Origin of the sequence: Enterococcus termitis (assembly GCF_001730305.1) — a bacterium.
GTDB classification, from domain to species: domain Bacteria; phylum Bacillota; class Bacilli; order Lactobacillales; family Enterococcaceae; genus Enterococcus_L; species Enterococcus_L termitis.
In genome coordinates, this window is record NZ_MIJY01000006.1 from 40614 (window position 1) to 63652 (window position 23039).

17 protein-coding genes are annotated in these 23039 nt (G+C 37.7%); 13 read left to right on the top strand and 4 right to left on the bottom strand.

The window, feature by feature from the left end; all coding sequences use genetic code 11:
* Window positions 1-334 precede the first annotated feature (334 nt).
* A complete protein-coding gene (locus BCR25_RS05535; RefSeq protein ID WP_069662621.1) occupies window positions 335-2386 on the top strand; it encodes a heavy metal translocating P-type ATPase in 2052 nt (683 codons plus the stop codon).
* A 259-nt stretch (window positions 2387-2645) separates the two neighbouring features.
* Here the strand turns inward: BCR25_RS05535 and BCR25_RS05540 are convergent, their stop codons facing one another.
* The 3 genes from BCR25_RS05540 to BCR25_RS05550 all read right to left on the bottom strand — a co-directional run bounded on the left by BCR25_RS05540 (window position 2646) and on the right by BCR25_RS05550 (window position 5470).
* A complete protein-coding gene (locus tag BCR25_RS05540) occupies window positions 2646-3449 on the bottom strand; it encodes an ABC transporter ATP-binding protein (RefSeq protein WP_069662622.1) in 804 nt (267 codons plus the stop codon).
* Window positions 3449-4399, bottom strand: coding sequence for an ABC transporter permease (locus BCR25_RS05545; protein WP_083242591.1), 951 nt, complete (start codon window positions 4397-4399; stop codon window positions 3449-3451). Before BCR25_RS05545 ends, BCR25_RS05540 begins: the two co-directional genes overlap by 1 nt.
* A 93-nt stretch (window positions 4400-4492) precedes the next feature.
* Window positions 4493-5470 carry an ABC transporter substrate-binding protein gene (locus BCR25_RS05550; RefSeq protein WP_069662623.1) on the bottom strand — a complete coding sequence of 326 codons (978 nt, stop codon included), beginning with the start codon at window positions 5468-5470 and terminating at the stop codon, window positions 4493-4495.
* Window positions 5471-5914: 444 nt separating this feature from the next.
* Between BCR25_RS05550 and BCR25_RS05555 the strand changes: the two genes are divergently transcribed.
* From BCR25_RS05555 to rpoC, 3 genes are all read left to right on the top strand, one after another.
* Window positions 5915-6490, top strand: coding sequence for a hypothetical protein (locus tag BCR25_RS05555; RefSeq protein ID WP_069662624.1), 576 nt, complete (start codon window positions 5915-5917; stop codon window positions 6488-6490).
* Between the two features lie 343 nt (window positions 6491-6833).
* A complete protein-coding gene (gene rpoB, locus BCR25_RS05560) occupies window positions 6834-10451 on the top strand; it encodes a DNA-directed RNA polymerase subunit beta (RefSeq protein WP_069662625.1) in 3618 nt (1205 codons plus the stop codon).
* Window positions 10452-10586: 135 nt separating this feature from the next.
* Window positions 10587-14240, top strand: a complete 3654-nt coding sequence (gene rpoC / locus BCR25_RS05565; RefSeq protein ID WP_069662626.1) for a DNA-directed RNA polymerase subunit beta' — start codon at window positions 10587-10589, stop codon at window positions 14238-14240.
* Window positions 14241-14284: 44 nt separating this feature from the next.
* Here the strand turns inward: rpoC and BCR25_RS05570 are convergent, their stop codons facing one another.
* Window positions 14285-15010 (bottom strand): glucosamine-6-phosphate deaminase, encoded by a 726-nt coding sequence (locus BCR25_RS05570; RefSeq protein ID WP_069662627.1) that lies wholly within the window; start codon window positions 15008-15010, stop codon window positions 14285-14287.
* Between the two features lie 123 nt (window positions 15011-15133).
* On the opposite strand from BCR25_RS05570, the gene msrA reads away from it, so the two are divergent.
* The 9 genes from msrA (at window position 15134) to BCR25_RS05615 (ending at window position 22542) form a co-directional block, all read left to right on the top strand.
* Window positions 15134-15670, top strand: coding sequence for a peptide-methionine (S)-S-oxide reductase MsrA (gene msrA, locus BCR25_RS05575; protein WP_069662628.1), 537 nt, complete (start codon window positions 15134-15136; stop codon window positions 15668-15670).
* A 100-nt stretch (window positions 15671-15770) separates the two neighbouring features.
* On the top strand, window positions 15771-16673 hold the full coding sequence (locus BCR25_RS05580) for a helix-turn-helix domain-containing protein (RefSeq protein ID WP_069662629.1): 903 nt from the start codon (window positions 15771-15773) through the stop codon (window positions 16671-16673).
* A gap of 416 nt (window positions 16674-17089) precedes the next feature.
* On the top strand, window positions 17090-17296 hold the full coding sequence (locus BCR25_RS05585) for a hypothetical protein (RefSeq protein ID WP_069662630.1): 207 nt from the start codon (window positions 17090-17092) through the stop codon (window positions 17294-17296).
* Between the two features lie 32 nt (window positions 17297-17328).
* Window positions 17329-18231 carry an ATP-binding cassette domain-containing protein gene (locus tag BCR25_RS05590; protein ID WP_069662631.1) on the top strand — a complete coding sequence of 301 codons (903 nt, stop codon included), beginning with the start codon at window positions 17329-17331 and terminating at the stop codon, window positions 18229-18231.
* Window position 18232: 1 nt separating this feature from the next.
* Window positions 18233-18961, top strand: coding sequence for an ABC transporter permease (locus BCR25_RS05595; protein WP_069662632.1), 729 nt, complete (start codon window positions 18233-18235; stop codon window positions 18959-18961).
* A 13-nt stretch (window positions 18962-18974) separates the two neighbouring features.
* The gene (locus BCR25_RS05600) at window positions 18975-19496 is read left to right on the top strand and encodes a thioredoxin family protein (RefSeq protein ID WP_069662633.1); all 522 of its coding nucleotides are present in this window, start codon (window positions 18975-18977) and stop codon (window positions 19494-19496) included.
* 32 nt (window positions 19497-19528) lie between these two features.
* Window positions 19529-20074 carry a hypothetical protein gene (locus BCR25_RS05605; RefSeq protein ID WP_069662634.1) on the top strand — a complete coding sequence of 182 codons (546 nt, stop codon included), beginning with the start codon at window positions 19529-19531 and terminating at the stop codon, window positions 20072-20074.
* Window positions 20075-20089: 15 nt separating this feature from the next.
* Window positions 20090-22138, top strand: coding sequence for an ATP-binding cassette domain-containing protein (locus BCR25_RS05610; RefSeq protein WP_069662635.1), 2049 nt, complete (start codon window positions 20090-20092; stop codon window positions 22136-22138).
* Window positions 22135-22542: a thioredoxin family protein gene (locus BCR25_RS05615; protein ID WP_069662636.1), complete on the top strand. Its 408-nt coding sequence runs from the start codon at window positions 22135-22137 to the stop codon at window positions 22540-22542. The genes BCR25_RS05610 and BCR25_RS05615 overlap by 4 nt, the downstream gene beginning before the upstream one ends.
* Window positions 22543-23039: the final 497 nt, after the last annotated feature.

Below are 23039 nucleotides of genomic sequence, written 5' to 3' on the forward strand. Positions count from 1 at the left end.
AACGACTACAATCGTAGTTGTTAAATTCTTCCACAACATTTGCTTGGAAAATAATTATAGTAAGTTTGAATGCTGAGTGACAGTTGATAGGTGTTATTTGTTGAGATGTTTGTAAGAAATGAACACATATAAAAATAATAATGGAAATTGCAGTGAGCAGATTCTTAAAATAGCTGTGGTTAGAGTGGTAATTGTTCATTTTCTTCTGAAAAAGGCGGAAGCATTTCAGACGGAAGGTCAGAGGAACATCTGAATTTTTGCTAAACTAGTACACATTTGCAGTTGAGTTAGTGCAGTCACTCGGAATTTACTAAAAGGAAAGAAGGAGTCAAATATGAGCAAAAAGGATAGTAAAAAAATGGATCATTCACATCACAACATGAATGATCACTCTGAGCATTCGGAAAAAGAGATGGCAGGCATGGATCACTCTATGCATATGGGGAATTTTAAACAAAAATTTTGGTTATCATTGGTGCTGGCAATACCGATTGTCCTAATGTCTCCAATGATGGGAATGGAGTTACCTTTTCAGTTTACGTTTAATGGGTCTGAGTGGGTTGTTTTAGTCTTAGCGACGATTCTTTTTTTCTATGGCGGTCAACCATTTTTGAGTGGTGCGAAAATGGAGCTGAAGATGAAAAGTCCGGCAATGATGACGTTAATTGCTATGGGGATTTCGGTGGCGTACTTCTATAGTCTGTATTCTTTTGTTGCGAATGAATTTCTTGGAGATCACGTGATGAATTTCTTTTGGGAGTTAGCAACGCTTATTGTTATCATGCTTTTAGGTCATTGGATAGAAATGAATGCTGTATCAAATGCTAGTGATGCCCTACAAAAATTAGCAGAATTACTGCCAGACGAAGTGACACGGATTGACGAGAATGGAAAAGAAAAAAGAGTCTCTCTACAAGATGTTCGTGAAGGCGACCACTTGATTGTTCGTGCCGGAGATAAAATGCCGACAGATGGCGTGATTGAAAAAGGAACATCAACTGTTGATGAATCTGCAGTTACAGGTGAATCACGAGGTGTTGTAAAAAAAGTTGGTGATAAAGTTATTGGCGGATCTGTCAATGGCAATGGGACGATTTATGTCCTTGTGACGGGGACTGGAGAGAGCGGCTATCTTGCAAAAGTAATGGAGATGGTACGTAATGCTCAGGCAGAAAAATCTAAACTAGAAGCATTATCTGATACAGTTGCAAAGTGGCTCTTTTATGTTGCTCTTGTCGCAGGTATCGTAACGTTTGTGGCATGGCTGTTTTTAGCTGATTTGCCTCAAGCTCTTGAACGGATGGTGACAGTCTTTATTATTGCATGTCCGCATGCTTTAGGTTTGGCCATTCCTTTAGTTATTGCCCGTTCAACATCGATTGCAGCGAAAAATGGCTTATTATTGAAAAATCGTAATGCCTTAGAAAATGCACATCGTTTGGATATGATTTTTCTAGACAAAACAGGAACCTTAACACAAGGAACTTTCACTGTTACAGGAGTGGAATCTTTAAAAACAGATGTCGACGAGCAAGAAATTTTACGTTATATTGGCTCTTTGGAAGCCAATGCTAACCATCCGATTGCAACAGGTATTATGAAGTATTTGAAGGACCAAGGGATTTCACCTTATAAGGCTGAAGAAGTAAAGAATGTTACAGGCGTAGGTCTAGAAGGGGAAGTTGACGGCAAAAAAGTTCAAATCATCAATGCTAAAGCATTAGAAGAGCTAGATTTACACGTTGAAAAAAGTAAAATCACCCGTTATCAGGAACAAGGAAATACAATCAGCTATCTTATTATTGATAACGAACTAAGCGGCCTGATTGCTTTGGGGGATAAGATTAAACCAGAAGCAAAAGCATTTCTTGCTGCATTGAGAGAAAGAGGAATTATACCTGCGATGCTAACGGGCGATAATGAGGAGGCGGCAGCGAATGTGGCGAAGTATCTTGGAATCGATCAGTATTATGCTGCCTTGTTGCCTGATGGCAAAGAAAAAATTATTGCTCAAGCAATAAATGAAGGGCACCAAGTAGCTATGGTTGGAGATGGTATCAATGATGCGCCAAGTTTAGCACGTGCGACTATAGGAATCGCTATTGGTGCCGGCACGGATGTTGCGATTGATTCAGCAGATGTGGTATTAACTAATAGTAACCCTCACGATATTATCCATTTTCTTGATTTGGCTAAACAAACACGGAAAAAAATGGTTCAAAACCTATGGTGGGGAGCAGGTTACAATATCGTAGCTATTCCTTTGGCAGCAGGAGTATTAGCGCCTATCGGTATTATTTTAGATCCGGCTGTAGGTGCGGTGCTGATGTCATTGAGTACTGTGATTGTGGCTTTGAATGCTATGACCTTAAAAATCAGAAAATAGAGTAGTAGTTAGTGGATTGATTTTAAAAAGAACGAAAAAAAGTACGGGACAAAACGAAAATCGGTTTTGTTCCGTACTTTAAAACGTAATAGACGGTGGCCGAAAGTCAGGTTCTTCGGTAATTTCGTAAAAATCGAGCAATACAAAAAGCGTATTGTTCGATTTTTGTATTGCTTGAACCTAATCGACTGTTGTTTCAATCTTGTTTTTTTGAAACCTAGCTTTTAAACAATAGTTGATGGTTAAAGAGAAAAGGATACTATACCAACAATAATTGGTCATCTTTCAATTCTGTTCCACTATTTTTATGGAACATGTCCATCAGTTCATTTACTGTTAAATTCTTTTTCTGTTCAGCTGGAACATCAACAACGACCTGTCCCTGATGCAACATAATAAGGCGATTGCCGTAGCGAATAGCATCTTCCATATCATGGGTCACCATAAAGGCAGTCAGCTTGTTCTCTTGGATCAGTTTTTCTGTTAGTTCCATAACTGTAATTGATGTTTTAGGATCCAGCGCCGCGGTGTGTTCATCCAGTAAAATCAGTTCTGGTCGGATCAAGGTAGCCATTAATAAGGTAATGGCCTGACGTTGTCCGCCGGAAAGTAATCCGATTTCAGCAGTTAAGCGATTTTCTAACCCTAAATTTAAACTTGCTAGCTGCTCTTTAAAGAACGTGCGGTCATTTTTTCGAACGCCATTTCCTAGTCCGCGTTTTTTTCCACGTTTCATCGCAAGCGCCATGTTTTCTTCTACTGTTAAACGGACGGCTGTGCCCATCTTAGGATCTTGGAACACACGACTGATTTGTTTGGAGCGAGCGACAACTCGTTGTTTGGTGATATCTTTTCCTTGCAAGGTTAAGTGCCCTTCTTCGATCGGTAGGGTTCCGGCAATACTGTTTAGTAATGTCGATTTACCCGCGCCGTTTCCGCCGATGATCGTAATAAACTCACCTTGATTAATGGTCAGATCAATGCCTTTTAAGACATGATTTTCGTTGACCGTACCACGTTCAAAATATTGATGTAAATTCTTGATCGTTAAAACTGGCTGCATTAGCTTATGCCCCCTTTGCGTTTTTTGAGTTTAGAGAAGCCTAATTTTTTTTGGATCAATGGAGAAGAAAGGCAGATCACTAAAATAATTGCTGAGAATAGTTTTAAGTCTGCTGGGTCGACGCGTAATTCCAGTACACAGGCAAGAATAAAGCGATAAAGAATTGCACCAATCACGATCGTTACTAGACGTAGACCGAGAGATTTATTTTTAAACAGAACTTCGGCGATGATGATTGAGGCAAGGCCAATGACAATCGTTCCGATCCCAGAATTTAAATCAGCAAAATTATTATTTTGAACCAATAAAGCGCCAGCTAATGCAATACAACCGTTTGAAAGCATATAGCCGATGATCTTCATATTATCCGTATTGATGCCGTTCGCCTCACTCATATCGATATTGTCGCCGGTTGCCCGAGTAGCAAGTCCAACTTCTGTTCTAAAGAATAAAACAAGCAAAATAATGACTAAAATAACAATAATCGAACCGACAAAAATTGTACTGTTAACCTTGGTAAAGCCTAATGATTGGGCATGAGAGAAAATTGAGTCTGTTCCGATCAAGGAGATGTTTGGCGCCCCCATGATGCGGGAGTTGATACTGTACAGGCCAGTCATCGTGATAATCCCAGCGAGTAAAGCAGGGATTTTTAACTTTGTATGCAATAAGCCGGAAACAAGTCCAGCCAACATTCCAGCAAGAAAAGCAATAACTAAAGCTGTGATTGGCGCCATCATGGAATGTAGATTAAACAATGTTTGAAATGGTGCTGGCCATGAGGCAGGCTCCTTCGCTAAAATCACTGCAGCTACCGCACCGCCTAGAGGGAAACTCCCTTCTGTGGTTAAATCAGCAATGTCTAAAATACGGTATGTCAGAAAAACACCTATTGCCAGCAGTGACCATAAAAGACCCTGCGAGGTCGAGGAAAGTAATATGTCTATCAATACAATCAGCTTCTTTCAATAATTTTTATGTAGCGTGGTGATGCAAAAAAGGAAAGAATTCGCATCACCAAATGCTCTTTTTTTATCTGTAGATTAAGGTGCTTTGATTGAATCTGGATCGATATCCAGTGCTTTGGCCATCTCTTTGTTTACAAAAAGCTCTAAGTCTTTGGCTTTTTCAACAGGCATATCTGCTGGCTCAGCTTCCCCTTTTAGAATTTTAGCAGCCATAACGCCAGTCTGTTTTCCTAAAGATTTGTAGTTGATCCCAACAGTTGCAAGACCGCCTTCTTCTATTTGTTCGATCGAACCAGCAATTACAGGAATCTTATGTTCTTTTGCCACTTCTCCAATTACGGCAGCAGCAGAAGCAAAGGTGTTGTCTGTCGGAACATAAATAGCATCAACATCTTTTGCCAAGCTAGTTGTCACTTGTTGAACATCGTTGGTGGAGTTGGCTGTTAAAATTTTTGTTTTGATGCCTTTATCTTTTAGTGCTTTTTCAGCCATATCTGCTTGGATTTTTGAATTTGATTCACCAGCGTTGTACATGATTCCAACCGTTTTTGCATCGGGCACGATGCTTAGTAATAGAGCAATTTGTTTGTCGATAGGTACGATGTCAGTTGTTCCGGTTACGTTTCCGCCAGGTTTTTCATCAGATTTTACTAATTTCGCCTCAACTAAATCGGTCACTGCAGTTACAACGATGGGGATATCCGTTGTTTCGTTAAGTAGTGACTGGGCAGCAGGTGTTGCAATGCCTAATAATAAATCAGGTTTTTCTTTCACCAATTTTTCACTCATGCTTTTTAATTGGGCTTGATCATTTTGAGCATTCGTGAATTCGATGGTTAAATTTTCGCCTTCTTTAAAGCCGTTTTCCGCTAAGCCTTCCTTGAAGCCTTCAAAGGCAGCATCTAATGAGCCGTGTTCGACCGGCTGTAAAACACCGATTCGTTTAGTGTCACTATTGGCACCAGAATCTGCCTTCTTTTCATTGCCGCAAGCTCCAAGTGTCAATAAAGCAACTGCTGATACGATACTTAGTCCTAATAATTTCTTTTTCATTGCGATTCCTCCAGTATGATTGATAAAACAAAAAATCCATTCAGACAATATGCCTAAATGGATTGATAAAAGTCGTTAGTTCATTACTTTTGTTAGCCACTTAGGATTGTCTACGTGGCTGTTTGTTCAGTACAAAGTGCTCTAGCCATCATAGATACAAAAACAGTCTTTTGCTGTTTGTATCCATGATTCATGAATACAAACCTATCTAAAATAGCTAAAGTAAGCATTATTCAGTTGTGGGTTGATCAAATAAGTCATGGTAATCCCTCCGCAATTTGAATTGTAATTAGTATAAATGAAAAGATAGAAGATTGTCAACGGATTATTTAAAATTTTCTGACAATTCCTTTTTTATCTAAAAGAAGCAAATATTTTTTATTTTATTCTATTCATGCTAAAATTCTATTGGAGTAAAAATTAAAAAAGACTAGGAGAATTGTTATGATTTCAAAAAAATTGATTACTTTAGGTACATTAGCAGCAACTGTATTAGTATTGGGAGCATGTAATAGTGATAGTAATGATACGAAAGCTAGTTCATCAGACAGCAAAACAGAAGCAACTTCAACAAGTTCAAGCATGGACGCTGTAAGTTCTGCCTCTGTTAGTGATAAACCAGAAGTACTTGAAAAAGCTTTAGGTGAAGATGGGAACTGGATCGTTGCAGCTACAGCAGACGTGACATTTGATAGCGATGTAACTGTTGCTGGAGAATTCCATGATAAAGGAGATTCTTCTGCAGATATCTATAGAAAATTAGCGTTATATGCACAAGATGCTGATCGTAAAGTAACCGCTGAATATACAATGACTGTTCCAGAATTAGTTGTTGAATCAGAAAACTTCAACATTGTTAATGGTACGGTTAAAGGAAACATTTTAGTCAAAGCAAACGGATTTGTTTTAAACGGTGCGAAAGTTGAAGGAAATGTAACGTTTGAAAAAGAAGAGTACAAAACATCTGCAACACTTGATAAAGAAGATGCAGAAGTAACTGGTGACATTACTGTTCAATAAGTAAACCAAAAGGCATTCAATCAGTTGATTGGATGCTTTTTTCTGCACTAAAATTATCTTTGAAACCCCTTGACTTTTACTATAGAAGGAAGTAGAATGTATAGATGCAAAAACTATCTGAAAAATGACGAAGCAGGAGCGAAATATTGTCCGTTCCGGTTTTTAATAGGGAAACAAAAGTAGAAACGCACGAGAAATTTTCAAGAGCACATTCTATTTTTGGTTTTTTTTTGCCTAAAAACTGCAAAAAATGCTCAATATTACATATATTTAATATTTGTAATATTAATGAAATGTTTTCGGTTAGTGTTTTGATAGACTTTTAATTAGAGGAGTGAAGAGCTTGGCTGGACACGTAGTAAAATACGGAAAACACCGCGAACGTAGAAGTTTCGCCCGGATCAGTGAAGTGTTAGAATTACCTAACTTGATCGAGATTCAAACAGACTCTTACCAATGGTTTTTAGATGAAGGATTAAGAGAAATGTTTGAAGACATTTTACCAATCGATGATTTCCAAGGGAATTTATCATTGGAATTTGTGGACTATGAATTAAAAGAACCTAAGTATACTGTAGAAGAAGCGCGTTCACACGATGCGAATTATTCTGCACCTTTACATGTCACTCTAAGATTAACAAACCGTGAATCTGGAGAAATCAAATCACAAGAAGTGTTCTTCGGTGATTTCCCTCTAATGACTGAAATGGGTACATTCATCATCAACGGAGCAGAACGTGTTATCGTTTCTCAATTAGTTCGTTCTCCAGGTGTGTATTTCCATGGAAAAGTAGATAAAAATGGGAAAGAAGGCTTTGGCTCAACAGTGATTCCTAACCGTGGCGCATGGTTGGAAATGGAAACAGATGCTAAAGATATTTCTTATGTACGTATCGACCGTACACGTAAAATTCCTTTAACTGTATTAGTTCGTGCATTAGGTTTTGGCTCTGACGATACAATTTTTGAAATTTTCGGCGAAAGCTTAAGCTTACGCAACACGATTGAAAAAGATTTACACAAAAACGCTAGCGATTCTCGTACCGAAGAAGGCTTGAAAGATATTTATGAGCGTCTTCGCCCAGGAGAACCAAAAACAGCAGATAGTTCTCGTAACTTGCTGAATGCGCGTTTCTTCGATCCAAAACGTTATGACTTAGCAAATGTTGGTCGTTATAAAGTCAACAAAAAATTAGATTTAAAAACACGTCTATTGAACCTAACTTTAGGAGAAACATTGATCGATCCTGAAACAGGAGAAATTCTTGTTGAAAAAGGCACTGTTTTGACGCACCAAGTAATGGAAACATTAGGTGAACATATCGATAATGGCTTAAACAGTGTAACGTATTACCCAAGTGAAGATGGTGTAGTTACTGAACCAATGACGGTTCAAGTAATCAAGGTTCTTTCTCCAAAAGATCCAGAACGCATCGTTAACGTAATCGGTAATGGCTATCCTGATACAAGTGTGAAAACAGTTCGTCCAGCAGATATCGTAGCTTCAATGAGTTATTTCTTTAACTTACAAGAAGATATCGGTAATGTAGATGATATCGATCACTTAGGTAACCGTCGTATTCGTTCAGTTGGTGAATTACTACAAAACCAATTCCGTATTGGTTTAGCTCGTATGGAGCGTGTGGTTCGTGAAAGAATGTCTATCCAAGACACTGAAACATTGACACCACAACAACTGATCAATATCCGTCCAGTAGTGGCAAGTATCAAAGAATTCTTTGGTTCTTCTCAGTTATCACAGTTCATGGACCAAACAAATCCTCTAGGTGAGTTGACACACAAACGTCGTCTATCTGCCTTAGGACCTGGTGGTTTGACTCGTGACCGTGCCGGCTATGAAGTTCGAGACGTTCACTATTCCCACTATGGCCGTATGTGTCCGATCGAAACGCCTGAGGGTCCGAATATCGGGTTGATCAACAGCTTGTCGAGTTATGCCAAAGTCAATAAATTTGGCTTTATCGAAACACCGTATCGTCGTGTGGATCGTGCCACAGGAAAAGTAACCGATCAAGTAGATTACTTAACTGCTGACACAGAGGATCACTACATCGTAGCCCAAGCAAACTCACGCTTAAATGAAGATGGAACATTCGCTGAAGAACTAGTAATGGCTCGTCTACAAAGTGAAAACCTTGAAGTAACGATCGATAGAGTCGACTACATGGACGTTTCACCTAAACAGGTAGTAGCAGTTGCGACAGCATGTATTCCTTTCTTGGAAAACGATGACTCCAACCGTGCCTTGATGGGTGCCAACATGCAGCGTCAAGCAGTGCCTTTGATCCAACCTCGTTCACCACTTGTGGGAACTGGTATGGAATACAAATCAGCACATGACTCGGGTGCCGCTTTACTATGTAAACATGATGGTGTCGTTGAATACGTGGATGCATCAGAAGTACGCGTTCGCCGTGACAATGGCGCATTAGATAAATATATGGTAACAAAATTCCGTCGTTCAAATTCTGGTACAAGTTACAACCAACGTCCAATCGTTCTTTTAGGCGAAAAAGTTGAAAAAGGTGATACATTAGCAGATGGACCTTCTATGGAAGAAGGCGAAATGGCTTTAGGACAAAACGTCCTTGTCGGATTTATGACATGGGAAGGGTACAACTACGAGGATGCGATCATCATGAGCCGTCGTTTGGTGAAAGATGATGTCTATACTTCTATTCATATCGAAGAATATGAATCAGAAGCTCGTGATACAAAATTAGGCCCTGAAGAAATTACTCGTGAAATTCCAAACGTTGGGGAAGACGCATTGAAAGACCTTGACGAAATGGGGATTATCCGTATCGGTGCTGAAGTTAAAGATGGCGACCTATTAGTAGGTAAAGTAACGCCTAAAGGGGTAACTGAGTTATCCGCAGAAGAGCGTTTATTACATGCGATCTTTGGTGAAAAAGCCCGCGAAGTTCGTGATACGTCTCTACGTGTGCCTCACGGCGGCGGCGGAATCGTTCACGATGTGAAAATCTTTACCCGCGAAGCTGGAGATGAATTATCTCCAGGTGTAAATATGCTGGTTCGTGTTTATATCGTTCAAAAACGTAAAATCCATGAAGGAGATAAAATGGCCGGTCGTCACGGTAATAAAGGGGTTGTATCCCGTATTATGCCGGAAGAAGATATGCCGTTTCTACCAGATGGAACACCGATCGATATCATGCTGAACCCATTAGGGGTACCATCACGTATGAATATCGGACAAGTACTAGAATTGCATTTAGGGATGGCTGCTCGTCAGTTAGGTATCCACATTGCAACACCAGTCTTTGATGGTGCAAACGATGATGACGTATGGGAAACTGTTCGTGAAGCTGGTATGGCTAGCGATGCGAAAACAGTTCTATATGATGGGCGTACGGGTGAACCATTTGATAACCGTATCTCTGTCGGTGTGATGTACATGATCAAATTGGCCCACATGGTCGATGATAAATTGCATGCCCGTTCTATTGGACCATACTCACTTGTTACCCAACAACCACTTGGAGGTAAAGCTCAATTTGGTGGACAACGTTTTGGGGAAATGGAAGTATGGGCACTGGAAGCATATGGTGCAGCTTATACATTACAAGAAATTTTAACGTACAAATCTGATGACGTAGTCGGTCGTGTGAAAACATACGAAGCAATCGTCAAAGGTGAACCAATTCCAAAACCAGGCGTACCAGAATCATTCCGCGTATTGGTAAAAGAATTACAATCACTTGGATTAGATATGCGCGTATTGGACATCGAAGAACAAGAAATCGAATTGCGTGATATGGACGATGATGATGATGACTTGATCACCGTTGATGCCCTAACAAAATTCGCAGAACAACAATCAGCGAAACAATTAGAAAAAGAAGCAGCGGAAGCAAAGGAAGCAGCTGATGCAGTGCTTGAACAAGAAATAGAAACTGCTGAAGATACAAAAGACTAATTGTTTTACATTTTGTATAAAGTGCCAATGAAATCCGTTAGTTTGGGGCTGGAAAGATCAATCATTTTTCTAGTTCCCAACCGCGGTGAATAGCTCACTCAGCTTTTCTAACTAATTGAATGGAGGGAATCCCTTTTGATCGATGTAAATAAATTCGAAAGTATGCAAATAGGTTTGGCTTCTCCAGAAAAGATCAGAAGCTGGTCTTACGGTGAAGTAAAGAAACCTGAAACGATTAACTACCGTACGTTAAAACCTGAACGTGAAGGGTTGTTCTGTGAACGTATTTTCGGTCCAACTAAAGACTGGGAATGTGCGTGTGGAAAATATAAACGTATTCGTTATAAAGGTATCGTTTGTGACCGTTGTGGTGTAGAGGTGACTCGTTCTAAAGTACGTCGTGAACGTATGGGACACATCGAGTTAGCAGCGCCAGTTTCACATATCTGGTACTTTAAAGGCATTCCATCTCGTATGGGTCTTGTTTTAGACATGAGTCCACGTGCGTTGGAAGAAATCATTTACTTTGCCTCTTATGTAGTAATTGATGCCGGAGATACTTCTCTAGAGAAAAAACAATTATTGACTGAACGTGAATATCGTGATAAACGTGATCAATACGGTCAAGGCTTTACTGCAGCAATGGGTGCAGAAGCGGTTAAACAATTACTAGATAACGTTGATTTAGACGGTGAAGTAGCTCAACTAAAAGAAGAGCTAAAATCTGCGCAAGGTCAAAAAAGAACACGTGCGATCCGCCGTTTGGATATTTTAGAAGCATTCCGTGCTTCTGGAAACTTGCCAAGCTGGATGGTTATGGATGTTATCCCTGTTATCCCGCCTGATTTACGTCCGATGGTTCAATTAGAAGGTGGTCGTTTTGCGACTTCTGACTTGAATGATTTATACCGTCGTGTAATCAACCGTAACAACCGTTTGAAACGTTTATTAGACTTGAATGCACCAAGTATTATTGTGCAAAATGAAAAACGTATGCTTCAAGAAGCCGTTGATGCATTGATCGATAATGGTCGTCGCGGCCGTCCAGTTACTGGACCAGGTAACCGTCCATTAAAATCTCTTTCTCATATGTTGAAAGGGAAACAAGGTCGTTTCCGTCAAAACTTATTGGGTAAACGTGTGGATTACTCTGGTCGTTCAGTTATCGTCGTAGGACCTAACTTGAAGATGTACCAATGCGGCTTACCAAAAGAAATGGCAATCGAACTATTCAAACCATTCGTTATGCGTGAATTGGTTCAACGTGAAATTGCTACAAACATCAAAAATGCTAAGCGTAAAATCGAACGTGGCGAAGATGAAGTTTGGGATATCTTAGAAGAGGTTATCCAAGAACACCCAGTTTTACTTAACCGGGCACCTACGCTGCATAGATTAGGTATCCAAGCATTCGAACCAGTTCTTGTTGAAGGTCGTGCGATTCGTCTTCACCCATTAGTATGTGAAGCGTACAATGCCGATTTCGATGGAGACCAAATGGCCGTTCACGTTCCGTTGAATGAAGAAGCGCAAGCAGAAGCACGTATGCTGATGTTAGCGGCTCAAAACATCTTGAACCCTAAAGATGGTAAGCCAGTTGTTACACCATCTCAAGATATGGTCTTGGGTAACTACTACCTAACAATGGAAGAAGAAGATCGTGAAGGGGAAGGTATGATCTTCCGTGACATGAACGAAGCTGTTTTAGCTTGGCGTAATGGCTATGTTCATTTACACTCACGTATTGGTGTTCAAACAACATTACTTGGCGACAAACCGTTTACGGATTGGCAAAAAGAACGTATTTTGATCACAACTGTAGGTAAGATTATCTTTAATGAAATCATGCCTGTAGAATTCCCTTACTTGAATGAACCAACCGACTACAATTTAACGGTACAAACACCGGATAAATATTTTGTAGAAGCGGGTACAGACATTCCAACACATATTAAAGCACAGGAATTAGTCTTACCGTTCAAGAAGAAAAACTTAGGAAATATCATCGCAGAAGTCTTCAAGAGATTCCATATCACTGAAACTTCTAAGATGCTAGATAGAATGAAAGACTTAGGGTATAAACATTCAACTCATGCGGGTATGACCGTTGGTATCGCAGATATCATGGTTTTACATGAGAAACAAGAAATCATCGACAATGCCCACAAACAAGTAGAAAATATTACCAAACAATTCCGTCGTGGTCTGATCACAGATGACGAACGTTATGAACGTGTTATCGGCGTATGGAATGCTGCCAAAGACGAAATCCAGCAAAAACTGATCGAAAGTATGGATGCAAAAAATCCAATCTTCATGATGTCAGATTCTGGAGCCCGTGGTAACATCTCCAACTTTACTCAGCTTGCTGGTATGCGTGGATTGATGGCCGCTCCAAACGGACGTATCATGGAATTACCGATCATCTCTAACTTCCGTGAAGGACTTTCTGTCTTGGAAATGTTTATCTCTACTCACGGAGCGCGTAAAGGAATGACCGATACAGCCTTGAAGACAGCCGATTCAGGTTACTTGACTCGTCGTTTAGTTGACGTAGCACAAGATGTAATCATTCGTGAAGACGATTGTGGTACTGACCGCGGTTTAGTGATTCAAGCGATTCGTGAAGGAAACGAAATCATTGAAACACTTGAAGAGCGTCTATTGGGACGTTATACGCGTAAATCAGTGGTCCATCCTGAAACAGGTAAAGTGATTATTGGTGAAGACCAATTGATCTCAGAAGATCTAGCGAAAGAAATCGTGGATGCAGGAATTGAAACAGTAACGATTCGTTCCGTATTCACATGTAATACAAAACACGGTGTATGTAAACACTGTTATGGACGTAACTTAGCAACTGGTTCAGGTGTTGAAGTTGGTGAAGCTGTAGGTACAATTGCCGCTCAATCAATCGGAGAACCTGGTACACAGTTAACCATGCGTACGTTCCATACCGGCGGGGTTGCCGGAGACGATATCACTCAAGGTCTTCCCCGTGTCCAAGAAATCTTTGAAGCGCGTAATCCGAAAGGGCAAGCAGTTATCACAGAAGTTACCGGTGAAGTGATCGATATTTCTGAAGACCCTGCAACACGCCAAAAAGAAGTAACGATCAAAGGGAAAACAGATACACGTACGTATACTGTTCCTTATACAGCTCGTATGAAAGTAGCTGAAGGCGATACGATCCATCGTGGTGAGCCGTTGACAGAAGGTTCGATCGATCCTAAACAATTGTTACAAGTTCGTGATGTATTATCTGTTGAAAACTACCTATTGCGTGAAGTACAACGTGTGTACCGTATGCAAGGGGTGGAAATCGGCGATAAACATATCGAGGTAATGGTTCGTCAAATGCTTCGTAAAGTTCGTGTCATGGATCCAGGTGATACTGAAATCTTACCAGGTACATTACTTGATATTGCTGAATTTAAAGATCGTAACTACGACACATTAGTTGCTGGTGGTGTTCCTGCAACAAGTCGTCCAGTCTTACTAGGAATTACAAAAGCATCATTAGAAACAAACAGTTTCTTATCTGCTGCGTCATTCCAAGAAACAACTCGTGTGTTAACAGACGCTGCGATCCGTGGCAAGAAAGATCCATTACTTGGATTGAAAGAAAATGTTATCATCGGTAAAATCATCCCAGCTGGTACTGGTATGGCTCGTTACCGTAACATGGAACCAAAAGAAGTCGGCGTAGCAAGCGAAAATGTTTACAGTATCTCTGATATTGAAGCACAAATGGCTGCTGAAGATGCGTTGAATGAACTGAATAAATAAAATAAAAGAGCTAGTATCTTTACAGATTCTAGCTCTTTTATTGTTTAATTATAATTAAGTTCTGAAGCAGCTTCTTCATCTAAAATAATTGTTAGATTAGGATGCACTTGTAGTAAAGAAGCAGGCACATCGTTCGTTACTGGGCCGAAAAAGGCTTGCTTGATGATACTGGCTTTTTTCTTACCTGTGGCAAACAATACGATTTCTTTGGCTTGCATCACACTTTTTGGTCCCATAGTGACATAAAAATCTGGACGTTCTGTTTCGTCGCCGCCAACTTCGCTAAGTAAGATATCTTTCATATTCTCAGTGGCATTTTCATCTACCACAGAAGTTAAATCTTCAAATGTAGTAGTTCCAGGTAGATTTCCACAATAATGTCCATCTGCTCCGATACCAAGCAAAATTAAGTCTAATCCGCCATCTTGCTCCAGTCTTGAATCTTGGGTTTTATAATTTTTTTCGTCTAGTGGATGGATATGCGCTGTATCGATTTCTGCTGGTTCAAAAAATAGTTTGTTTAGATTTGACATGGTGACACCATAGCCTTGTTTTTTCTTAAAAGGAATTTCATCGAAATTATAATAGTGAACATTATCAAAGTAAGGTTTATTTTTGACATCTTCTACTAGATATTCATACATTTTCACTGGTGTGGAACCCGCTGTAATTGCTAGATTTACTCGTTTGTTTTGGTACATTTTGCCTAATAGTACATTTGCAGCCACTCGGCTCATTTTTTCATAATTTTTTTCTACAATAATTTTCATATAGATTCACGTCCTTTTTTTCTTTAATGTATCATATGGGAACCATCCCATGTCAATGGAGTAAGCAAATCAATATCATTATTCTATTATTCCGCTTATGATAGAAAAAAGAGGTGAAGCAAAATGGAATCAACATATGAAAAAGCAATTTTTGCTGGTGGCTGCTTCTGGTGCATGGTAAAACCTTTCGATAGCCAGCCGGGAATCATTTCGGTTGTTTCAGGATATACAGGTGGTCACGTAGAAAATCCAACCTATGAGCAAGTCACAACTGGAACGACAGGTCACACAGAGGCAGTGGAAATTACGTATGACCCAACAATAATCTCCTATAAAGATTTGGTGGAGACCTATTGGCAGCAAACAGATCCTACAGATGCTTTAGGTCAATTCGCCGATCGAGGAGATTCCTATCGTCCTGTAATTTTTTATGCAAATGAAGAACAAAAAGAAATTGCAGAAAAATCTAAAGCCGATTTGCAGGCTAGTGGTCGGTTTACACAGCCAATCGTAACGAAAATAGAACCTACACAAACATTTTACCCAGCAGAAGAGTACCATCAGGACTATTATAAAAAACACAGTGTGCATTACAATTTATACAGAGAAGGTTCTGGACGAGCTGGATTTATTCGAAAGAATTGGAAAAACAATCAGTAGTAAACGATCTGTAGGTTTTTTGAACTAAAAGTTGTGATTGTGTTACAGTTGCTGTATAATCAAAATATTGGTTATACAGCATTTTTGGGATGGTGACGTAATGGATATAAAATTAGAATTAGGGAAAAAAATTCGGATGTTTCGTGAAGAAAAGAAATTAAGCAGGGAAGCTTTTTGTGATGATGAATTAGAATTGACCGTTAGACAACTGTCTCGGATTGAGTCAGGGGAATCGCTGCCTACACTTCCTAAACTTACCTACATATCGAAACAACTCTCTGTTCCCATCTCACACTTGATAAATGAAAATCAAATCACCTTACCAAAACGTTATATGCAGTTGAAAATGAATTTGTTCAAACGTCCGCCGCAATATAATGATGTTATGACGAAAATGGTTGATGATACGTTTGAAGAAATATATAACGACTATTATGAGACATTACCAGAAGAAGAACAGCTTTTAATAGATACTGCACAAGCTCAAAATGATGTCACTTTTTCAGACAAAATCGATTTTGGTGAGGGCATCCTACAAGACTATTTTTTTCAGATTCAACATAAACAAGAGTATTCAGAAAACGAATTGCTGATTATTCATTTATATTTTGATTGTTGCCTTTACCAACCTTATGATGAGCAAGAGTTTGAAGTTTTGGTGGAGAAGGTATTAGAACAAGTGAATTATAGCTCCGAATTTGGATTGATTATTCTAAATAGATTGTTGGGATCAATAGCGGGCGTGTATGTTACTTTTGATAAGTATGATAGGCTTTTAACAATCGTGAAAATTTCGAATACTATAATGAGAATGACTCAGGATTTTCATCGAAAACCGATTGTTGACATGATAGAAGGAAAATACTGGCTGTATTTTGATGAACTAGACAAGGCGAATAAAAAGTACAACGATGCAATCTTACTTGCTCAACTACATGGTGAGGACCAGTTAGCTGAGCGGATCAAGCAAGAATGGGAAGAAGATTTAAGTAACCAATCATAGACTATAAAGACATGAATTATGTCTTTATAGTCTATTTTTTGTTTAACAAATAGAAGAGTAATGGCAACTGGACAAAGATGTCCTGTTGAAAAAATGGATAAGACGGTAAAGTAATACCTGTAAAGAGGACATACAAGAAAATGAACGATTCATCTTATAATACACTCTCGCAAGGACGTTATAAGAAGGATGACAAAGATGTCCTGTTGGAAAAAAGGATAAAACAGTAAAGTAATACATGTAAGAAAGACACAGAACAATCAAGAAAGGAGGACGACAAAATGGGAGGCTTCGATATCTTTGGAATATGGTGGGTGCAATAAAAGTGTAATGGAACAAATATAAGGTCATAGACAATAGGGCATTATAAGAAATAGACATAGGTAAATTTGTTAACTAGAAGAGGTGATAGAGTCATGAAAAAGATAAAATACTTCGTTGAGGATCAAGAAATTATACATAAAAAGCTAGTTATTGTAAATGACAATAATGAAGACAAGTTGTTGAAAGTACTCAATAAAGGGGAATTGTTAAAAATTATCATGATTCCTCAAAAAAATGAAAAAGAATTATTCTTTGAGCATTTGAATATAGAAGATATTGAAGTACTAGAAATAGAATGAAAAAGCCGATTTAAATAATAGGAGTGATCAGAATGCAGGAAATTAAGGGAAATGATTATTTATTAAAAACAACGAACTTAGTAAAAAAATACAAAGAATATCAAGCAGTTAATGAGGTTTCAATGACTATTAACAAGGGCGATATTTATGGATTTATTGGAAGAAATGGTGCAGGGAAGACGACGTTTATCCGATTAGTGACAAGATTGATCGAAAAAAGCTCAGGAACATTGGCTTACAATTCGAAAAAAAATATGAAAATGGGCGCAGTTATTGAAGGTCCAGCTTGTTATCCGTATTTGTCTGCGAGAGACAATTTAAAGTATTATGCAATCCAAAAAAATATCAAAAATAAAAAGCGTGTTGATGAAGTATTGGAATTTGTAGGCTTGGATCAGGTAGATGGGAAAAAACTATTTAAGGATTATTCATTAGGAATGAAACAGAGATTAGGAATTGGTTTAGCAATCTTGGAGCAGCCGGAATTTCTTATTTTAGACGAGCCGATCAACGGTTTAGATCCTCAGGGAATTGTCGAAATCAGAGAAATTATTCATCGTTTAAACAAAGAATACGGCACAACAATTTTAATTTCAAGTCATATATTAACTGAGCTTTCGTTAGTTGCATCTAGGTATGGAATTATAAATGAAGGAAAACTAATCAAAGAATTGACAAAAGATGAACTGGAAGATGAATGCGGTCAGTATATCGTTTTAGCGAGTTCAGATAATCAGCAGGCAAAAAAAATACTTAGTGATTCTCAGTTTAATGTAGAAAGTAATGGTACGGAACTTTATATCAAAACAGAAAAAAATCAAATGGAAAAAGTTGCTCAGCTATTATTTAAGCAGGGAATTTATCCAACAAATTATTACTATAAAGAAGAAAATCTAGAAGAGTATTACTTAAACTTGATTGCTGGGGGAGTGTAAGATGATTAATTTATTGAAATCAGATGGCTATAGAATCGTAAAAAGTTCATTGTGTTTTTATTCAATTTCCGGATTGATTCTATTAGGTGCATTCTTTGGATTTTTAGGATCATCAAGTACTGATACAGCTAAGGATCTAATAGAGTCAGGACTATCTAATGGATCAATGCTTATCCCTATTTTCCTAACCAATATTTTTATGGTTTGCTGGGGACACGATTTTAATTATCGTGTGGTAAATAATTCATTGATTGCAGGGGTGAGTAGAAAAACCTTCTTTTTAAGCAAAGTAGTCTTAACGTTTTTATTAACCTTATTATTTGTTAGCGTGTATGCCGTAAGTTTAATGGTAACCACCATCCTCTTAAAAGGCGGGTTTCCTTTAGACGTTGCTATCAAACCATTTTTAGTGCAGCTTCCATTATATTTAGCCGCAAGTTGTTTGGGTATTTGTTTATTCAATGTATTTCAAGCTTCATATACGTCAGTTGCGGCATTTATTGCCATTGCATTTATTGGAGATACGATTTTATCAAATATCATTTCCAACTATTTTGAAAAATTCGATGTTCTGTTGGATACGTTGTTCTTTTCTAATTTACGCAGTATTACTGATTTAACTGTATTCACAAGTGAGCAGCTACAAACGGCACTGTTGAGTAGTTTGATTTATGGTCTTATCGCTTTAGCTGTTAGTTTTAATGTATTTCGTAATCGAGAATTTAAATAACGGGGTGAAAAGAATGAAAAAAAAGTTTTTTTATGGAACATTATTAGTTGTTTTTCTTATAAGCAGTGTATTTTCTGCAACTAAAGCCTACTCATTAAGTCGTGAAGTAGAAAGTAAAGAAGAAGCATTGATCATTTCAAAAAGTAATTATCCTGAGGTATACGATTATATTGATGCACTGACCGTGGACTCGTTTGAGAAAAGAATGAACCAGCAAGATAGTTTTTATGTTTATGTAGGACGACCAACTTGTGGGGACTGTAATGACTTTGAACCCAAATTGATCAAATTGATTAAAGACTATGATCTTCACGATCAACTACAGTATTTAAATGTTGCCAAATTAAGGACTCAGGAAAAATCGTGGGTAAATTTTAAAGAGACTTATAACTTGGTTTATACACCCACACTAGCAAAGATTGAACAAGGAAAGCTAGTCAGTAAGGTCGAATGGACACCAGAGGCGGGAATTTCAATTTCAGATGTTGAAGAATGGATTGAACTGAACATGATAAAAAATACTGATGAAAAGTGAGAAACGACCTAAAGTAATTGGAGGGATGAGTAATGAAAAAGAAAATTATGGTTCTTGTAATCGGTCTGATAGTTGCAATTGGATTTTATATAAACTATGTAAATGAAGAAAATATAAAGGTAAGCCAACAATGGGATTTAACAGATGAACAAATGTCTGATATCTCATTAAAAGGAATTAGTCAAGATGTATTGGTAGTGCTAGAACAAGGAGATAAAAACAGCGTCAGTATCACTGGAGAAATTCCCAAATCGTTTGGGGAAAAATTAAAAGAGATTCAGCCAAACAAAAATAAAATGCTGATTTCATTTGTTACAGATATAGGTGTAAGCGTAGCTAAAAACAGCAAGGAAAAATTGATTGTAACAGTCCAAAGTAAAAATACTGACGTGTTGAAAAAGCTTAATATTCAGATGAATAAAGGCAATGTGGTCGTAAAAGTCCCTAACAATTTTGAGCGAAATTATGATTTGGTGACTAATCAGGGACAGGTAAATAATTCAAAGCAGAATAAGCAGACGTCAACTGGGCAGATCAAGGTAGAACTAGGATTTGGCAATATCGATATTATAGAATAAAAGGAGCTGAACTAAATGTATGCACATATTATGCAGGATATGGTCAATGATTGTGGTATCGCTACGATTCAAACGATGCTCAAGCAACTAAAAGTAAAAAATAGCGTAATAGATTTTGACCAGCAAGCGGATACTTTGGAACAAGGGCTATCCTTGCTAGATATACAGGAAGTCTTGGAAAAGAACGGTGTGATGAGTGAGGCATATCAAGTGACGGATCTTAAAGAGCTGTTTACACAACGATTTCCCTTGATCTGTGTGACTCATCGAGAAGGAATGCCGCACTATATTGTGATTCATGATGTACAAAGCAATCTAGTCACATTTTCAGATCCAGCGGAGCCTAAAATCATCACCGAGCAAATCGAAATTTTTTCAGAAAAATTTATGGGCTATGCGCTTTGTGTGGAGACCATTCAAGAGATGAAGAAAGAAAAAGGGAAGCGAATCCAAGAACTTTATGAAGAAATTATAGGGAATGTTGAAATAAAGACTAAATGTGAAATCTTCTTTCTAACGTTGTTAAAATATATACTGCCACTGAGCGTGACATTTTTTATGCAGTATATCATGATCTTTCAAATGGAAAATATAACTATGCCTTATTTCTTTGCGGCAGTCGTCTTTTTTCTCTCGCTAATGGGCGCTTATTATTTTGTAAATCAAAAGGATATTCAGTTAAAAACAACCTTAGAAAACCAATTTCAGCAGAAAGTATTATTTGAATATTATCAGCAAAAAACAAATAATTTTGTAGAAAAACGAAACATGGATAATATCATGGGACATTTTTGGAATTTACTGTTATCCGTTACAGGAATCCTGCATAAATTGTATTTAAAATTTGATAGTGTCTTTATTCTATTCTTATTTGGACTTTTATCGAGTATCAATTTATTTCTCGCGATTATCATGTGCTTTTGGACAGTCATTTATATCATTCTAGTAATGAAAGAGGCTGGGAAAATTAGAAATTTTGAAAAGGCATTAGTTACTAGCTCAAATAGTTTGTCTTCAACGATTGAAGAGCAAGTAAGTCATTCTTTGGATATCCGTTTATTCAAAAAAGATGAAGTTGCACAAGAAAAAGTATTGAAAAAGATGTCTGATTATTTTGATAAGAAAATGATTAGTTATGAGTTGTCTGCAAAAATAGATTCTTTGTTTGAACTGATTAGTTCTTGTATGCTGCTGAGTGCTTTTGGACTGTTCATTTATTCTTACGTTTTTGGAAAAGACCAATCAATGTCTGAATTGATTCTTAGCGTATTTATCATTTCGATCGTCATTTCAAAGCTTAAACCGATTATTCAAACATGGCTAAAAGTTCAGAAAAGTGAAATGGCAGTCTCTTATATCCAAAATAGTACTACGGATAGTGAGATCGATCGAGAAGTAAATTCTTTAGACCTTTCTAAAGAATTTAACAAGGTAGAACTAAAAAATATTTCATTTTCATATGAAAATAGCGCAGCAGTGGTATCCAATTTTAATTTGTGCTTAAACAAAGGAAACCTTGTAGGGATATCTGGTGGCAATGGCTCAGGCAAAACGACTTTAATAAAGATATTGTTAGGAATTTTGGAAGCAGATACTGGAGAAATAAGTATCGACGGACAAAGCTTCTCTTCTCTGACCAATACAGATATTACAGACTATATCAATGTATATTTCCCTGAAATGTCAGTATTTAAAAATTCGATTGGCAATAATATTCAATTTAATTTAGAGGAGAAAGGTGTTCCTCTAAGTAATAAGCTTGCTGAATATCAAAAGCGGTTGAATCTTGAACTGCCGATTAATCATGTGATCTTTTCTCAGGGAGGAAATCTATCCCAGGGACAAATACAAAAAATATTATTGCTTAGAACCTTAGCAGAAGAAAAACCATTGTATATATTTGATGAGCCTACAACGAATTTAGATAGACATTCAACGAAAGAATTTTTCCAAATTATCAAAGAACTATCAAAAAATAAAATAGTCCTCTTAATTACTCATGATCAGAATTTACTAGAACAATGCGATGAAATTGTTTCGATGGATGAGGGAGAGAGACGATGAAAAAAAAGAAATTTATGTTGTTGCTGTTGTTTTTGATGCTTATAACAGGAAGCTTCTGTTTTACCCAACTCTCTTTTTCCAAGGATAAAGAAAAACTGGAATCAATAACTGAAGAGAAGATAATGACAGCAATAAATGAAAAACGAGATTTAATTGTTTATTACGGAAAAGACTCATGCGGAGCCTGTCGTGTGTTTCAACCTGTATTGACAGAAGCAATAAAGACAACACAGAAAAAAGTATATTTTTTAGATGGTGATAATTTTTCAACGAAAAAATTCAGCGAAAAATATAATATAACTGGAACGCCTACAATGATTGTTATAAAAAATGGCGAAGTCTTAAGATTTGAGGGGGTGATGGGAAAAGAAGAAACGATAGAGACTTTAGAAATAATAAAATAATATGGGTAAAAAATTCTTTGTAGCAAATCATGCGAGGGATTTGATATATAAATAATTAGAAAAGAGGAAATACACATGAAAAAAATGACAAGAACAGAGAAAACCGAAGTAAAAGCAGGCTGGGTCTGTGTATTATGGGGAGCCGTATGTTGGGGCTAAACTAAAAAGGAGGAAACACACATGAAAAAATGACAAGAACAGAGAAAACCGAAGTAAAAGCAGGCTGGGTCTGTGTATTATGGGGAGCCGTATGCTGGGGCTAAACTAAAAAGGAGGAAGCACACATGAAAAAAATGACAAGAATAGAGAAAACCGAAGTAAAAGCAGGCTGGGTCTGCGTATTATGGGGAGCCGTATGTTGGGGCTAAACTAAAAAGGAGGAAACACACATGAAAAAAATGACAAGAACAGAAAAAACCGAAGTAAAAGCAGGCTGGGTCTGCGTATTATGGGGAGCCGTATGTTGGGGCTAAACTAAAAAGGAGGAAACACACATG